Below are 15,109 nucleotides of genomic sequence, written 5' to 3' on the forward strand. Positions count from 1 at the left end.
GTCGTTCCTTTCCCTGTCGGCGTTCCGCCGCATCAAAACGCCATCTCGTCGAGCGCCATCATCGCGGACTTGCCGGAGCGGATCGCGGCGACGAGGCCGGCGGCCTGCGGCAGGATGCGGGTCATGTAGAACTGCGCGGTGACGAGCTTGGCCTTGTAGAACTCGGGATCGTCGCATTCGCCATCGAGCGCGGCATGGGCGACCTTGGCGGTCCGCAGCCACATCACGCCGAGCGCGACGAGGCCGAAGAGCCGCAGATACTCGGTCGCGGCCGCACCGGCCTCCTCCGGGTCCCTCAGGCCCTTCTGCGCGATCTCGGCGGTGCAGAGCTGCAGCCCGCCAAAGGCCTTCGACAGCGGCTGAACCAGATCGGAAAGCCGGTCATCGTCGATCGCGGCATCGATTTCCGCGAGCGCCGGATGAAAGAACGCACGCAGATAGCGGCCCATATGCGCCGGCATCTTGCGGCCGACGAGGTCGAGCGCCTGCACGCCGTTGGTGCCCTCGTAGATCATCGAGATGCGGCTGTCGCGGACATATTGCTCCATGCCGTGATCGCGGATGAAGCCATGGCCGCCATAGACCTGCATGCCGATCGAGGCGGTTTCGAAGCCGAGATCGGTGAACAGCGCCTTGACGATCGGAGTCATCAGCGCGGTGAAATCCTCCGCTTCCTTGCGCGTTTCCGGATCGGGATGGTGCTTCATCATGTCGAGATTGCGCGCCACCCAGCCGCCAAGCGCACGGCAACCCTCGACATTGGCGCGCATGGTCATCAGCATGCGGCGCACATCGGGGTGGACGATGATCGGATCGGCGGGCTTGTCGGGGTGTTTGGCGCCGGCAAGCGAGCGGCCCTGCAGCCGCTCCTTGGCATAGGCGACGGCGCCCTGATAGGCCGCTTCCGCCGCACCCAGCCCCTGAACGCCGACTGACAGCCGCTCGCTGTTCATCATCGTGAACATGGCGCGCATGCCCTTGTGCGGCTCGCCGACCAGCCAGCCGGTGGCCTCGTCGAACGACATCTGGCAGGTCGCAGAGGCCTTGATGCCCATCTTGTGCTCGATGCCCGAGCAGGTCACGCCATTGCGCTGGCCCGGCGTGCCATCGGCGTTCGGCAGGAATTTCGGCACCAGAAACAGGCTGATCCCCTTGACGCCCTTCGGCGCATCGGGAAGCCGCGCCAGCACCAGATGGATGATGTTTTCGGTGAGGTCATGCTCGCCGGCGGAGATGAATATCTTAGAGCCGGTGATCTTGTAGGAGCCGTCATCCTGCGGCTCCGCGCGGGTTCTGAGCAGGCCGAGATCGGTACCGCAATGGGCTTCCGTCAGGCACATCGTGCCCGACCACGTGCCCTCGACCATTTTCGGCAGATAGGTCTGCTTCAACTCCTCGCTCGCATGGTCGACGATCGCCTGATAGGCGCCGTGGGTGAGGCCCGGATAGAGGCCGAAGGAAAGATTGGCCGCGCAGCTCATCTCCTCCACCAGCTTGTTGATGGATTCCGGCAGGCCCTGCCCGCCCCATTCCGGAGCAGAGGCCATCGCCGTCCAGCCGCTTTCGGCAAACGCCTTGTAGGCTTCCTTGAAGCCCTTCGGCGTGCGCACGACGCCGTTTTCCAGCACGCAGCCCTCTTCGTCGCCGGTTGCGTTCAGCGGCAGCAGCACTTCGGTGCAGAACTTGCCTGATTCTTCCAGGATCGCGTCGGCCAGATCCGGCGTGACCTCTTCGAGACCGGGAATCTCGGGGTAATCGCCGATGCCGATCAGTTCCTGCAGAACGAAACGCATGTCCCTTATGGGCGCATTATAGACTTGCATGGTTTTCGTCCTCTTTCCTAGTTTCTCAGGGGTTTGCCGGTTTCGATGACGCTCTCGAACCGGTCGAGCGTCTTCTTTGTCTTGACGAGACGCATGAAGCTTTCGTGTTCCAGTTCGAGAATCGTGTCCTCATCCACCGGGTCGATGATGTCGGTGTCGCCGCCGGTCAAGACGGTCGCGAGCTCGCGCGCCACCGTCAGGTCGTGCGGCGTGGCGATCCCGCGCCGGGCAAAGCCCTCGGCGGCCATTTCAAGGGCTATCTTGCCCGAGGGGCCGGGCAGCACGATTTCCTGCGGTTCCGGCGGCTGATAGCCGTCGACCATGGCAAGCGCGCGCGCCTTGGCATCGGCCAGAAGCCGGTAGCGGTTCATGGTCACGCCGTCATCCTTGCCGAGGAACAGGAGCTCCCGCGCCTCGTCGGCCGACTTGGCGACGGTCGCGGTCGACAGCATTTCGAAGACCTTGGCCGTTGCCGGCATCGGGCCTTTCGGGGCTGCCGGATTGTTCTGCCAGCGGGTCAGCATTTCCCGGCATCCGCCCCAGGCAGGCACCAGGCCGACGCCGCATTCCACGAGGCCGATATAGGTTTCGGCATGCGCCTGCACCGCATCGGAATGCAGCACGATCTCGCAGCCGCCGCCAAGCGCCATGCCGGAGGGCGCGGCAACCACGGGGAACGGCGCGTATTTCAGCTTGCGATAGGTCGCCTGACCGTTGCTGACCAGCTTCTCGATCTCGCCCCAGGCGGCGATATTGGCGGCAAACAGCGCGAGGCCCAGATTGGCGCCGACCGAGAAATTCGTGCCCTCATTGTAGATCACCAGCGCCTTGTAGTTCTTCTTCACAAGCCCGATGGTCTTGTCGAGCAGCGTCATGATCTGGTCGTCCATGGCGTTGGCCTTCGAGGTGAACTCGAAGCACACGACGCCATCGCCGATATCCCAGAGCGCGGCCGAACCGTTCTTCAGAAGCGGCTCGCTGACGCGCTTGATATCCTCGAGCATCAGCACGCCCTCGGGCCGCGCGATATCGCGATAGCTGCCGTCCGGCTGGAGGGCCTGACGCTTTCCATCCTCGATGCGGTAGAATGTGCGCTCGCCCACCTTTTCCAGCACGTCGGGAACAGGAATATTTTCCTCACGCATCCGCGCGACGAGCCAGGGCGCGCCGATCATGTCGATCAGTTCGAACGGACCCCAGCGCCAGTTGTAGCCAAGCCGCATGACCTCATCGATCGCCGCGATATCGTCGGCGGCGTCGCCGACGAGGCTTGCCGCATAGGACAGCGTATTGGCCATGACGCCGAAGGCATAGCGGCCGAGCGGCCCGTCGATTTCCATCACCTGACGCGGCTTGCGCGCAGCCTTCAGTTCGGGGCTCTCGACCTTTGCGGAGGTGCTGTAGCGGCCGCTCCCAAGGTCGATCGCTTCCTTGATCTTCCGGCCGCCCTCGCGGTTCAGCCGGTAGAAGCCGCCCTTGCCCTTGCGCCCGGTATAGCCGTCGGCGATCATCTTGTTGACCAGCGGCAGGTCGCGGTTGGTCGCGTGGAACATGTCGCCGTCCGGCAACGCACTCTTCAGGCTCGCGCCGATATGCGGCATCAGGTCGAGGCCGACGAGATCGATCAGGCCGAAAATGCCGGTCTTGGGAATGCCGAAGGGCTTGCCCATCACGGCGTCGGCCTCTTCCACCGTCAGCCCTTCTTCCATGGCCTTCAGCACGCCGAGCTGGATCCAGGTGACGCCGAGGCGGTTGGCGACGAAACCGGGACGATCGTTGCAGACGACGACGCTCTTGCCGAGCTTGCGATCGGCGAAATCGGTCACGCTCGCGGCGAGCGCTTCGTTCGTGTCAGGGCCCGTCACCAGTTCCATCAGCCGCATGTAGCGCGGCGGATTGAAGAAGTGGGTGATCATGAAATCACGGACGAACGCCTCCGGCATGCCCTCCACAAGGCGCGCAAGCGGAATGGTCGAGGTGTTCGACGAGATCGCCGTGCCCGGCTTGCGCACGGCGTCGATCCGGCGGTAGAGCGCCTGCTTGACATCGAGCTTTTCGACAACGACCTCGATGATCCAGTCGACGCCGGCCAACTTTTCGAGATCGTCCTCGATATTGCCGGTTTCAACCAGCTTCGCGGCCCGTTTCGACATGAACGGCGCGGGATCGGCCTTCTTCATCCTGGCGAGCGCGGTTTCCGCGATCACGTTGCGGTTGGCAGCACCCTCCGGCACGATGTCCAGCAGCAGCACCTTGTGACCGGCATTGGCGACCTGGGCGGCAATGCCCGATCCCATCACGCCGGAGCCGATAACGGCAACCGTGTTGATCTTGAATTCGCTATCAGACATCAGATTCGCTCCAGAATGGTTGCGATGCCCTGGCCGCCGCCGATGCACTGGGTGGCGAGCGCATACTTGCCGCCCTCGCGCTGCAACAGCGACGCCGCCTTGCCGACGATGCGCGCGCCGGTGGCGCCGAGCGGATGACCGAGCGCGATGGCGCCGCCATCGATATTGATCCGGTCTTCGGCAAGGCCGAGATCGCGGATGCAGGCCAGCGACTGGCTGGCGAAGGCTTCGTTAAGCTCGATCACATCCATGGCGCCGGCATCGAGGCCGGCGCGCTCCAGCGCCTTGCGGCTGGCGCCGACCGGGCCGATGCCCATGATTTCCGGCGCGCAACCGCTGATGCCGACGGAGGTCAGGCGGGCGAGCGGCGTCAGGCCGTTTTTCATCGCATACTCCTCCGAGCACACCAGCACGGCCGAAGCGCCATCCGTCAGCGGCGAGGAGGTGCCGGCGGTGACCGTGCCGTTGGCCGAGAAGGCCGGTTTCAGGCCGGCCAGCGCCTCGGGTGTGGTTTCCGGACGGATGCAGCCGTCTTCAGAAACCGTTCCGCCCTTCACGCTGATCGGCACGATCTCGTCCTTCAGCCGTCCTTCGCTGCGGGCAGCGGTGGCCTTTTCCTGGCTCTTCACGGCAAAGGCTTCCTGTTGCTCACGCGAAATCTGCCATTTGGTCGCGATGTTTTCCGCCGTGTCGCCCATGCCGATATAGGCGCCCGGCACCTTGGCGTAGAGCGCGGGGTTCGGCATTGGGTTGAAGCCGGTCATCGGCACCCGGCTCATGCTTTCCACGCCCGCGCAGATGAAGACTTCGCCGGCGCCGAGCTGGATCTGGCCGGCGGCCATGTGGATCGACTGCATCGAGGAGCCGCAAAAGCGATTGACCGTGACGCCGCCGACCGACTGCGGCAGATCCGCCATCAGCACCACGAGACGGCCGAGATTAAAGCCCTGCTCGGCTTCCGGAAAGGCGCAGCCGAGGATCAGGTCCTCGATGTCCTCCATCTTGACGCCGGTCTTCTCGACCAGCCCGCGCACCACCTGGGCCGCCAGATCATCCGGACGGACACGGGCCAGTTCGCCCTTGGTGGCAAGTGAAAACGGCGAGCGCTGATAGCCCGCGATGACAACGTTGGTCATGGTTTACTCCCGGCAAACGTGATGTTTTGGATTGAAAATAGAAAGCGATGCGCATTAGCGCGAGGCGCCCGGCCTTCAGACGCAATGCGTTGGTCGCCGGTTCCGCCCGAACGGGCAACCGGCAATGAACATGTGGCAGTGATTGGGGGCAACAGGGACGCGGGCATCCCTTTGAACGTTGCGGAAGAAGCTACGACGACAGGGTCGCCCGATCCACCGGCGCGGATCAGCTGGCGAGCTTGCCCGCCTTTTGTGACAGCCGTTCTTCGGTTTCGCGCACGACGGTCTTCAATTCCGAGAGGGTGAGGTCGATCGCGACCTTCTGCTCTTCCAGAAGCTGGATGCGTTCGTGCACCGCCCGCAACAGCGCCGTCAACTGCTCCTGCTGCGTATGGTCGACCTTGTAAAGGTCCAGAAACTCCTTGATCTCCTCCAGCGAGAAGCCAAGCCGCTTGCCGCGCAGAATGAGGATCAGACGGGCGCGGTCGCGCTGCGTGTAGATGCGCGTCTTTCCGGCCCGGCCCGGGGTTATCAAACCCTTGGTCTCGTAGAACCGCAAGGCCCGTGGCGTGAGCCCGAGCTCTTCGGCCAACTGGGTCACGGTAAAAAACTGATCCGCCACGTAAAACCTTCTCTTTCTTGAGCGATTCACCATAGCGGCCCCCTGACCTATCCGTCAACATGACTGTCTGCCTCCCCGACATTCACCTTTGCGCCATCATGAGAGGCACGACGCTCTTCCTCGATCAATTCCTTTTTCGAAAGCTTGCCGACCATGGTCCTCGGCAGCGTATCGCGAATTTCGATGTCGCGCGGCAATTCAATCTTGGAGAGACGCGGAACCAGGAATTCATGCAGCTCCTCGACCGTGACCTGCGCGTCCTTGCGCAACGAAACGAAGGCCTTCGGCCGCTCCCCGCGATACGCGTCATGAACGCCGATGACGATCGCTTCCGCCACCGCATCGTGCTCGTAAAGCGCCTCCTCGATGACGCGGGGATAGACGTTATAGCCCGAGCAGATGATCAGGTCCTTCAGCCGGTCGACGAGATAGAGATAGCCGTCTTCATCCAGATAGCCGACATCGCCGGTTCGAAGCGCGCCGTCGCGCAGCACATGGGCGGTCTCGTCCGGACGGTTCCAGTAGCCCGACATTACCTGCGGACCGCGCACCCAGAGCTCGCCCTTGACGCCTGTCGGCAGCAGCACCGCCGGATTTTCGGAATCCCGGATTTCCAGCGTCGTCCCCGCCATGGGAAGACCGGCGGACCCCGGACGCCCCGGACTGCCGTCCAGCGGATTGACGGAGACGACCGGCGAACACTCCGTCAGGCCGTAGCCTTCCGCAAGCCGGCACCCGGTCAGCTTTTCGAAGTCGACGCGAACTTCATTCGGCAGCGGCGCCCCGCCTGAGATGCACAGTTTCAGAGATTCGAGATGAACCTTGCGCGTTTGCGCGACGCTGTTGATCGCCCCGTAGATTGTGGGAACGGCCGGGAACAGCGTCGGTTTGCGTCGCTCCATCAGCGGGATCAGTTCATCGCGATTGAAACGCGGCACCAGAAGCATCGAGGCGCCGATCTGCACCGCATAGAGCATGCAGACGGTCATCGCGAAGACGTGGAAAAAGGGCAGCACGCACATCACCATCTCTTCGCCCTCGACCAGCAGACCGCACTGGTTGCCCTGGTGCACCAGCTGGCGCGCATTTGCGACCAGCGCGCCATGCGACAGCATGGCGCCTTTCGGCACCCCGGTCGTGCCGCCGGTATATTGCAGGACGGCAATATCGGACGGGGCGGTTTCGATTTTCGGAACGGGGGCGTTTGCGGCATCCCGCATCAGCGCGTCGAAACGCAGATGCTGCTGATCGTCGGGAATCCGCGCCAGGTCGGAGCGCTTGAACAGGCGAAACAGCAGACCCTTCATCGATGGCAGGGCCTTTGCCATCGGGCAAATGACCACCTGTTTCAGACCCGTTTCGCCAACGATGGAGCCCAGATTTCCGTAAACCGCCGCAAGATCGAGCGTGATCATGAACTCGGTTCCGGAATCGCGAACCTGATCGCGAATTTCGCGGCCGGTATAGAGAGGATTGAAGTTGACGACGATGCCGCCCGCCTTCAGCACGGCAAAGAAGCTAATGACCGAATACGGACAATTGGGAAGGCAGAGGCCGACGCGCGTGCCCTTGCGAACACCAACGGACGCAAGCCCCGCGGCAAACCGGTCGGACAGGGCATCAATCTCGCTATAAGTCCAGGTTCGGTCAAAGAACTCCACGGCCGCTTTATCAGCGAAGCGTGCGACCGATTCAGCCAGAAATGCCGTCAGCGTATCGGCGTTCCGGCTCGCGGCGCCATTGGCCGCCCAAGCCTCAGTGCGGTTGGGCGTATCTGCCCCGCCGCCCGGCGTTTCGGTATCGAAATCCTCTTGCACGCCTCCTCCTTTTTGCGCGGACACCCTCCTCAAGGTTTCCCTCCGCACAATTTTCCTTCGACATGACCATTACGATATCCTATAAACGTATACGTCATATAATTCAAGACCGATGTTGACGGATCTGGCACGGACCTTGAAGACAGTGTATTCCCACGGTTACAGAAGGGTTTGGGGCATCAGCATGTATGTTTGGGGAAGACTGATCAGGGCCATGATCAAAGCGAAATTCGCACCTGCGATCCACCCGCCTGAAGATATCTCCTCGATTGTCCTGCGAGTCTGGCCCCAAGACCTCGATATCAATATGCACGTGAACAATGGCAGATATCTGGCCTTCATGGATATTGGCCGGTTCGATCTGCTGGCCCGATCCGGGCTCGGCGCACAGGTATTGCGCGAGAAATGGCAGCCTGTTCTGACCGGGGTGAACGCGCGTTACCGGCGCTCGCTTGGGGTCTTTCAGCGGTTCCGGCTCGAAACCAGGCTCGCCGGCTGGACAGAGAACTCGCTTTTCATGGAGCACCGTATCATACCGCTCAGCGGCCCACACAAGGGCGAGGTCGCGGTGACGGCGACAGTGCGCGCGGTGATGCTGAAGGATGGCCGAAAGCTGCCCGCGACGGAGATGCTCGCCCCGCTCGGCCCGCTGCCGGAAAGCCCGCCGCTGCCGGAAGCCTACGCACTGCTGATGTCGCCGGAGGAACGGGCGAGAGCCAGTGGCGGCGAGGACGCCAAGACGTAAACAGCACGGGCCGGATGACCGCCCCCATGAGGCGAAGGCCTAGAGGCCGATATGCTCCGCCGGTCAGGGGATTGGCGCGATCGACGACATCCCGACGGTGGCGGCGCTCATCGACCGGTTTGATGCCGAATACCGCGCCGCTTGCGCACGGCTCTGGGAGCCGGCATAACAAAAGCCGGCCGGAACCATCGCGCCGGCGGGCTTTGCATGGCAGAACTCAGAGCTTTTCGGTCAGCTCTGGCACCGCATCGAAAAGATCGGCGACAAGGCCGTAATCCGCGACCTGGAAGATCGGCGCTTCCTCGTCCTTGTTGATCGCGACGATCACCTTCGAATCCTTCATGCCGGCCAGATGCTGGATCGCGCCGGAAATGCCGCAGGCGATATAGATGTCCGGGGCCACCACCTTGCCGGTCTGGCCGACCTGCCAGTCGTTCGGCGCATAGCCGGAATCGACGGCGGCGCGCGAGGCGCCGACGGCCGCGCCGAGCTTGTCGGCGAGCTTTTCGATGATCGCGAACTGTTCGGATGAGCCCACGCCGCGCCCGCCGGAAACCACGATGCGGGCCGAGGTCAGTTCCGGCCGGTCGCTTTCGGCAACCTTGTCGGCCACCCATTCGGACGCGACCGTCGCATCCGGCGCGCTCACCTGCTCGACCGGCGCCGCACCGCCCGCGCCCGCCGCCTCGAAACCCGATGTGCGGATGGTCAAAACCCGCACCGGATCGCGCGACTTCACCGTCTGGATCGCATTGCCGGCGTAGATCGGCCGATCGAAGGTCTCGGCGTCGAGAATGGCGGTGACATCCGAAATGATCATGACATCGAGCCGGGCGGCGACGCGCGGCAGGATGTTCTTGCCGTCGCTGGTCGCGGGCGCGGCGATCACGTCGTAATCGCCCGCAAGCGTGACGATCAACTCGGCGGTCGATTCCGCCAGCCGGTGGGAGAGCGCATCGGCGTGGGCCACAAGCACCTTCGAAACGCCGTCGATCCGCGCGGCCTCGCCGGCGGCGGCGGAAAGGCCCGCACCGGCAACAAGCAGGGTGACCTCCCCGAGGCCGGAGACGGCCCTGACCGCCCGCGCGGTCGCATCGCGAACCAGAGCGTCGCCGCTGGTTTCGGCAAGCAAAAGAACAGACATCACAGCACCCCCGCTTCGTTTTTGAGCTTTTCGACCAGCGCATCGACGGTATCGACCTTGATGCCGCCCTTGCGCCCTTCCGGCTCGCGCGTGCGCATGATTTCGAGGCGCGGGGCGATATCGACGCCGTAATCCGTCGCAGTCTTCTCCTCCAGCGGCTTCTTCTTCGCCTTCATGATGTTCGGCAGCGAGGCATAGCGCGGCTCGTTGAGGCGCAGATCGGTGGTGATGATCGCCGGCAGCGCCACCGAGATCGTCTGCAGCCCGCCATCAACCTCGCGCGTGACCTCCGCCCGCCCATCGGCAATCTCCACCTTGGAGGCGAAGGTCGCCTGCGGCCAGCCAAGTAGTGCCGCGAGCATCTGGCCGGTCGCGTTCATGTCGTTGTCGATCGCCTGCTTGCCGGCGATCACCAGATCAATTTTCTCGGCCTCGATGACGCCCTTCAGGAGCTTGGCAACGGCGAGCGGCTCGATATCGGTCGCAGCGCTCTCGGCGGCAATGATCAGGATCGCCCGGTCGGCGCCCATGGCAAGCGCGGTGCGCAGCGTTTCCTGCGCCTGGCGGACCCCGATCGAGACGGCAATCACCTCTTGCGCCATGCCCTTCTCCTTCAGCCGTATCGCCTCTTCCATGGCAATCTCGTCGAAGGGGTTCATCGACATCTTGACATTGGCGAGGTCAGGACCGGACCCGTCCGGCTTCACCCGCACCTTCACATTGTAATCGATCACCCGCTTGACGGGCACGAGCACTCTCATGGCTGCGTATCCTCCGTTTTCCCAGTACGGATAGAAATCTATCCCCATCGGCGCCAAAAGCTTTGCGCATCAAGATTACACATAGGTAATTTAGATGACGTATAGGTCATATAACAAGGCACATTTGTTTTGCAAGCCCTTTCAAGCGTGGCGCTCCGCCGAGATGACGTGGCTCGGTTTGTCTGAACAGGCGGATATTCGTTCTTAGGTGGTTTCCGGTTTGATTTATGCTGCCGCTGATATCACTAGCCGCGTCATACAGGATAACCCACTCGTCCTTTTGGCAGGCCAAGCCGTCTGGCGCCGCTTGCTGGACGGCAACCTCCGCCAGCTCGGTGTCTGGCAGCAGCGTCGGGTTAACGGGGTTTGTCGTGAACCGGTTGGTATTTGGTGGCAATGACCGAAGTCCTGCCTGCTCACGTCAGACGCCACCGCTTCCCGCCGAGATCAGCGCCCATGCGGCGTGGCTCTGCTATCGTTTTACGCTCAGCTTTCGAGACGTCGAAGATCTGCTGGCCGGGCGTGGCATTGCGGTCTCGTTTCAGACCGTTTCGGAATGGGCTGCGAAGTTTGGCCGCAAATTCGCTCATCAGCTGCGCCGGCGTTCGCGAGGCCAGTTTGCCGACAAGTGGCAGCTCGATGAAATGGCGGTGACGATCAAGGGAAATAAATACTGGCTGTGGCGCGCCGTCGGTGCCAGCGGCTATGTGCGCGATGCCCTGCTGCAAGGCCGGAGAAACAGGCGGGCAGCTCTGCGGTTGATGCGCGAACTGCTCAAGGGTCAGGTACCACCCCGAGGGTTATGGACACCGACAAGCGGCGTTTCTGCTCCGCCGCGAAGGCTAAATTGATGCCTGACGTCGAGCATTGTCACACAAGGGGTTCAATAATCGCGCCGAACATTCACATCTTCCCGTGCGGCGACGCGAACGGCGCATGATGCGCTTCAAGTCGGAGCGGCAACGCCAATGTTTCGTCTCTACACATGGCCAGATCGCCAATCTCTTCCTTCTTCACCGCAAACATCTCACCGTCGCAGATCATCGAAAGCTTCGCTCCCACGCCATCGCAATATGGCGGCAGATCACCATATCAATCAACGGGTGACGCCTCGCGGGCGGCTTCAGGCCCTTGCGACTTACAGGAACCCGTGCATTTGCGGGATGAAGTTCATTTTCGTTCGCCCTTAGCGCAGGACTTTGAACGCCTCTTGTTCTGACCCCTTCAACAGGCGCGCGCTCAGGCTATCAGCCTTCGACGGTTTCGCGAAAGGCCTCGATCGTCCGACGCGTTCCTTCCATGAGCGATATGGCCGGCCAGGAGCCCAGAAAGGCGCGCAGCGGGGCGTTGTCCATCGTCTCCGGCACGGGCCGAGGATTATCCGCCACGGTGATCGCAGCACCGGGCACGACCGCGCGGATGGCGTCCGCGACGTCGTGCATGGACTCGATCTCGGTCGTCAGGTCGCTGACCACCGGCGCGCTTGCCGGCTTGTCGAGGCAGCGCAGGAATATCTCGGTCACCTCGTCGACATGCTGGAAACACATCCTCCCGGAGAACGGCAATTCATAGGCCTCACCCCGGGCCGCCGCTCGCATCGCAAGCGTGATCGCGGCGGTCTCGCCGCTGGTGCGGCCAGGACCGTAGACGACATTCGGCCGAAGCCCGACCGAACCAAGCCCATGATCGAGGAAATAGACCTTCGATATCTCCTCGCAGCAATGCTTGAAGACGCCGTAGAGATTGACCGGGGAGGCCAGAGGTCCGCGCGGCCGGGCGGCGAGCGAGCTTGCGTAGACAACATGCTCTATGCCCGCCTTCACCGCCGCCTCGAGGATATTGATATGACCGATGACGTTGACCTTGGCGCCAAGCACCGGGTTTGACCTGCAGGCCGGGATCACAAGAGCGGCCAGGTGCAGGATGGCGTCGATCCCGAAGCCGGCGATCACCGCCTCGATCGCGCCCGATTGGGTGATATCGCCCTCGACATAGGTAACGCCCGGCAGGCGGGCGTCTTCCGCCGGCAGGTTGAGGTCGAACACGACCACCTTGTCGCCGCGCTCGGCAAGCGCGTCTGTCAGCGCCTGCCCGAGAAAACCCGAGCCGCCCGTGACCAGCACCGTCAGCGGCATGCGCTTCGCGTTCTGCCTGCTCATGATGCCATCCCCTGCCCACCATTGACGTCCATCAACTGCCCGGTGATGAAGCCGGCCTCGTCTGCGGCGAAGAAGGCCACGGCGGCGGCGACATCCTCGACCCGCCCGTTTCGACGCACGGGAATGGCCTCCACCGCCTTCTGCCGCTCCTCCGGCGACATCCGCTCGCTCAACAGCCGCTCCACCCGCGGCGTCAGGATCGCGCCGGGGCAGACGGCATTGCAGGTGATGCCGTGGGGACCGAATTCCTGCGCCATCTGCAGCGTCATCGACTGGATCGCGCCCTTGGCGGCAACGTAATTCGCGCCGGTGAACAGGCTGCCGTAGCGCCCGGCCTTGGAGCCGAGATTGATCACCCGGCCGAAGCCTGTCTTGATCATGCCCGGCAGCACATGACGGCTGACCCGCACCGCCGCCGTGACGTTGAGCGCCATTACCCGCTCCCAGTCTTCATCGCTTTCCTCCAGAAAGGCTTTGGGCGTATGCAGCGATCCGCCGGCATTGTTAACGAGGATATCGAAGATCATGCCCTTGGCGGCGAATGCGCCCATCATCCGGGCGATATCGTCGCCATCCGTCAGGTCGCCGGCGATGAAGACGGCGTCACGCAGTTCCGGCGTCTGACGCGCCTTGTCGATCGCCTCCGCGCTGCGGTCGATGATGCCGATCCGCGCGCCCTCGGCGACGAGCCTTGCCGCAATCGCGGCACCCAGCCCGTCCGCAGCCCCCGTAACCAGCGCGGTTCTGCCCTTCACCCTTTCCATATATCCTCCCTTTGGCCTTCCCCTTTTAATGAGGGATTGACCCGTATTAAAAATGGTACATAATACCACTATGCAGAACTTTTGGCATTCTGCCAATGGTTTTTGCCAGAGCTCCTGGCGGAGCGCGTGAATATTTGGGAGGAGATTCATGATGAAATCAGCCAAGGGGGCCACGGGCCGCCTCGTATCCGCAATGGCAGTCGCCGCGGCCTTTGTCACCCTGACAGGCGGCGCAGATGCCCAGTCCAACCGTCCTGTAACCATCGTGGTGCCGTTTGCGGCCGGCGGCGGCACAGACATCACCACCCGCGCCATGCAGGAAGGCATGTCGGAATCGCTCGGCGTCAGCGTGGCGGTCAAGAACACCGCCGGCGCAGGCGGCACGATCGGCGTTGGCGAGGTTGCCCGCGCGAAGAAGGACGGCACCACGCTCGGCATGGCCCCGGTCGGCCCGCTGACCACGCAGCCGCATCTGCGCAAGCTGCCTTATGATGTCGACAGTTTCGACTATATCTGCCTTGCCTATTCGGCGCCGACGGTGATCGCGGTCAGGCAGGATTCGCCGTTCAACAACCTCGAAGAGCTCGTCACTTACGCCAAGGAAAATCCGGAAGGCGTGACCTTCGCCGTGCAGGCGATCGGCTCGATCCCGCATATCGCCGGTCTTGCTCTTGAAGATGCCGCCGGCATCAAGATGACCTATCTGCCGGTCGATGGCGACGGTCCAGCGCTGAAGGCGCTGCTTGACGGTACAGCCGACGTGTTCATTCCCCACGTGTCCTTCTACACCAGCAATGCGGATCAACTGAAATCGCTGGCGTTGCTTTCCAAGGACAAGCTCGCTGAACAGCCGAACCTCGTGACTGCCGCTGCGCAGGGCTACAATCTCGATTTCCCGATCTGGGGCGGCCTGGTCGCGCCGAAAGGTCTGGAAGACGCAGACATCGCCAGGCTGGAGACATCCTGCAAGGCAGCGATCGATTCCGCGCCCTTCCAGGAGCGTATGGAAGCGGTCAAGCAGCCGATCGCCTACATGAATGCGGCCGATTTCGACGCTTTCGTGCACGAAAAATACGAAACCAACCGCAAGCTGCTCGAAAAGGCCGGGCTGCTGGCGAACTGATCTTCCGACGGCTGCCGTCCCTTGGCGGCAGTCGTCCCGGAAAGTCCATGGTTTTCTGAAGACGGTGAAAATAGGCTATCTATTGTCTTGATTTCCCGGCAGGCCAGACCCTGCCGGCATCATCTTTGTCACGTCGAAACAGGCTTGGAGGAAGCATGGCCGACCGGCAGATCAGCGACGGCAAGGTATCCCTGGCAGCGCGCATCAGCGAGGCGGCCGTCATCGGCGCGCTCGCGCTCCTTGTCCTCGTGTTCTTCATCCAGACCTTCGAGGAAATCAGCGCCTTTGCCCGCGCGAGCCAGGGTCGGGGCCCTTTCTTCTTTCCGCGCTTCGTGCTTGGGGTCATGGCGCTGCTGATCGCGCTTTTGATCCTGCTGTTGCCGGGTGCGCGCCATCGCGGTTCGGAGCTGCCGGCGCTTAAGCCCGCGCTGCGCATGCTGGCGCTGATGGCGGCAACGGCGGGCTATTGCGCCGCGATGCCGGTGATCGGTTTCTTGTCATCCAGCATCGTCTTCGCGATCGTGGTTCCCGCCATTCTGGGCCGGCGCGATATTCTTGTGCTCGCCGCCGTCGCTGTCAGCTATTCGCTCGCCGTCTGGTTCCTGTTCGAGCGGGTGTTCCTGATCCTTCTGCCCGGCTTTTCGTGGCCGTGGTGACCTCGATA

General features: G+C 62.8%; 12 protein-coding genes and 1 pseudogene. 4 read left to right on the forward strand and 9 right to left on the reverse strand.

Features of this window, described 5'->3' with window-relative positions; genetic code table 11:
* Positions 1–32 precede the first annotated feature (32 nt).
* The 5 genes from Mame_RS23175 to Mame_RS23195 form a co-directional block, all read right to left on the reverse strand.
* A complete protein-coding gene (locus Mame_RS23175; RefSeq protein ID WP_026173327.1) occupies positions 33–1,823 on the reverse strand; it encodes an acyl-CoA dehydrogenase C-terminal domain-containing protein in 1,791 nt (596 codons plus the stop codon).
* Between the two features lie 17 nt (positions 1,824–1,840).
* Positions 1,841–4,174: a 3-hydroxyacyl-CoA dehydrogenase/enoyl-CoA hydratase family protein gene (locus tag Mame_RS23180; protein ID WP_018063933.1), complete on the reverse strand. Its 2,334-nt coding sequence runs from the start codon at positions 4,172–4,174 to the stop codon at positions 1,841–1,843.
* Entirely contained in the window at positions 4,174–5,310 is a 1,137-nt protein-coding gene (locus Mame_RS23185; RefSeq protein WP_018063934.1) for a thiolase family protein, read from the reverse strand. The genes Mame_RS23180 and Mame_RS23185 overlap by 1 nt, the downstream gene beginning before the upstream one ends.
* Before the next feature lie 226 nt (positions 5,311–5,536).
* A complete protein-coding gene (locus tag Mame_RS23190; protein ID WP_018063935.1) occupies positions 5,537–5,932 on the reverse strand; it encodes a MerR family transcriptional regulator in 396 nt (131 codons plus the stop codon).
* A gap of 47 nt (positions 5,933–5,979) precedes the next feature.
* The gene (locus Mame_RS23195) at positions 5,980–7,749 is read right to left on the reverse strand and encodes a long-chain-fatty-acid--CoA ligase (protein ID WP_018063936.1); all 1,770 of its coding nucleotides are present in this window, start codon (positions 7,747–7,749) and stop codon (positions 5,980–5,982) included.
* A gap of 313 nt (positions 7,750–8,062) precedes the next feature.
* On the opposite strand from Mame_RS23195, the gene Mame_RS23200 reads away from it, so the two are divergent.
* Complete coding sequence (locus tag Mame_RS23200; RefSeq protein ID WP_157624519.1) at positions 8,063–8,494, forward strand: acyl-CoA thioesterase; 432 nt, start codon at positions 8,063–8,065, stop codon at positions 8,492–8,494.
* Between the two features lie 217 nt (positions 8,495–8,711).
* Here the strand turns inward: Mame_RS23200 and Mame_RS23205 are convergent, their stop codons facing one another.
* Together Mame_RS23205 and Mame_RS23210 are read right to left on the reverse strand one after the other, a co-directional pair.
* Positions 8,712–9,638, reverse strand: coding sequence for an electron transfer flavoprotein subunit alpha/FixB family protein (locus Mame_RS23205; protein WP_018063938.1), 927 nt, complete (start codon positions 9,636–9,638; stop codon positions 8,712–8,714).
* Positions 9,638–10,399: an electron transfer flavoprotein subunit beta/FixA family protein gene (locus Mame_RS23210; RefSeq protein WP_018063939.1), complete on the reverse strand. Its 762-nt coding sequence runs from the start codon at positions 10,397–10,399 to the stop codon at positions 9,638–9,640. The genes Mame_RS23205 and Mame_RS23210 overlap by 1 nt, the downstream gene beginning before the upstream one ends.
* Before the next feature lie 396 nt (positions 10,400–10,795).
* Between Mame_RS23210 and Mame_RS23215 the strand changes: the two are divergent.
* A pseudogene (locus Mame_RS23215) lies at positions 10,796–11,506 on the forward strand (IS6 family transposase).
* Between the two features lie 140 nt (positions 11,507–11,646).
* On the opposite strand, the gene Mame_RS23220 reads toward Mame_RS23215, so the two are convergent.
* Both Mame_RS23220 and Mame_RS23225 read right to left on the reverse strand, forming a co-directional pair.
* Positions 11,647–12,558, reverse strand: coding sequence for an NAD-dependent epimerase/dehydratase family protein (locus Mame_RS23220; RefSeq protein WP_018063942.1), 912 nt, complete (start codon positions 12,556–12,558; stop codon positions 11,647–11,649).
* Positions 12,555–13,322, reverse strand: coding sequence for an SDR family NAD(P)-dependent oxidoreductase (locus Mame_RS23225; RefSeq protein WP_018063943.1), 768 nt, complete (start codon positions 13,320–13,322; stop codon positions 12,555–12,557). The genes Mame_RS23220 and Mame_RS23225 overlap by 4 nt, the downstream gene beginning before the upstream one ends.
* 151 nt (positions 13,323–13,473) lie before the next feature.
* Between Mame_RS23225 and Mame_RS23230 the strand changes: the two genes are divergently transcribed.
* Both Mame_RS23230 and Mame_RS23235 read left to right on the forward strand, forming a co-directional pair.
* Positions 13,474–14,445: a Bug family tripartite tricarboxylate transporter substrate binding protein gene (locus Mame_RS23230; RefSeq protein WP_157624522.1), complete on the forward strand. Its 972-nt coding sequence runs from the start codon at positions 13,474–13,476 to the stop codon at positions 14,443–14,445.
* 155 nt (positions 14,446–14,600) lie between these two features.
* A complete protein-coding gene (locus tag Mame_RS23235) occupies positions 14,601–15,101 on the forward strand; it encodes a tripartite tricarboxylate transporter TctB family protein (RefSeq protein WP_018063945.1) in 501 nt (166 codons plus the stop codon).
* The last annotated feature ends 8 nt before the right edge of the window (positions 15,102–15,109 follow it).

Source organism: Martelella mediterranea DSM 17316 (genome assembly GCF_002043005.1).
GTDB lineage: Bacteria > Pseudomonadota > Alphaproteobacteria > Rhizobiales > Rhizobiaceae > Martelella > Martelella mediterranea.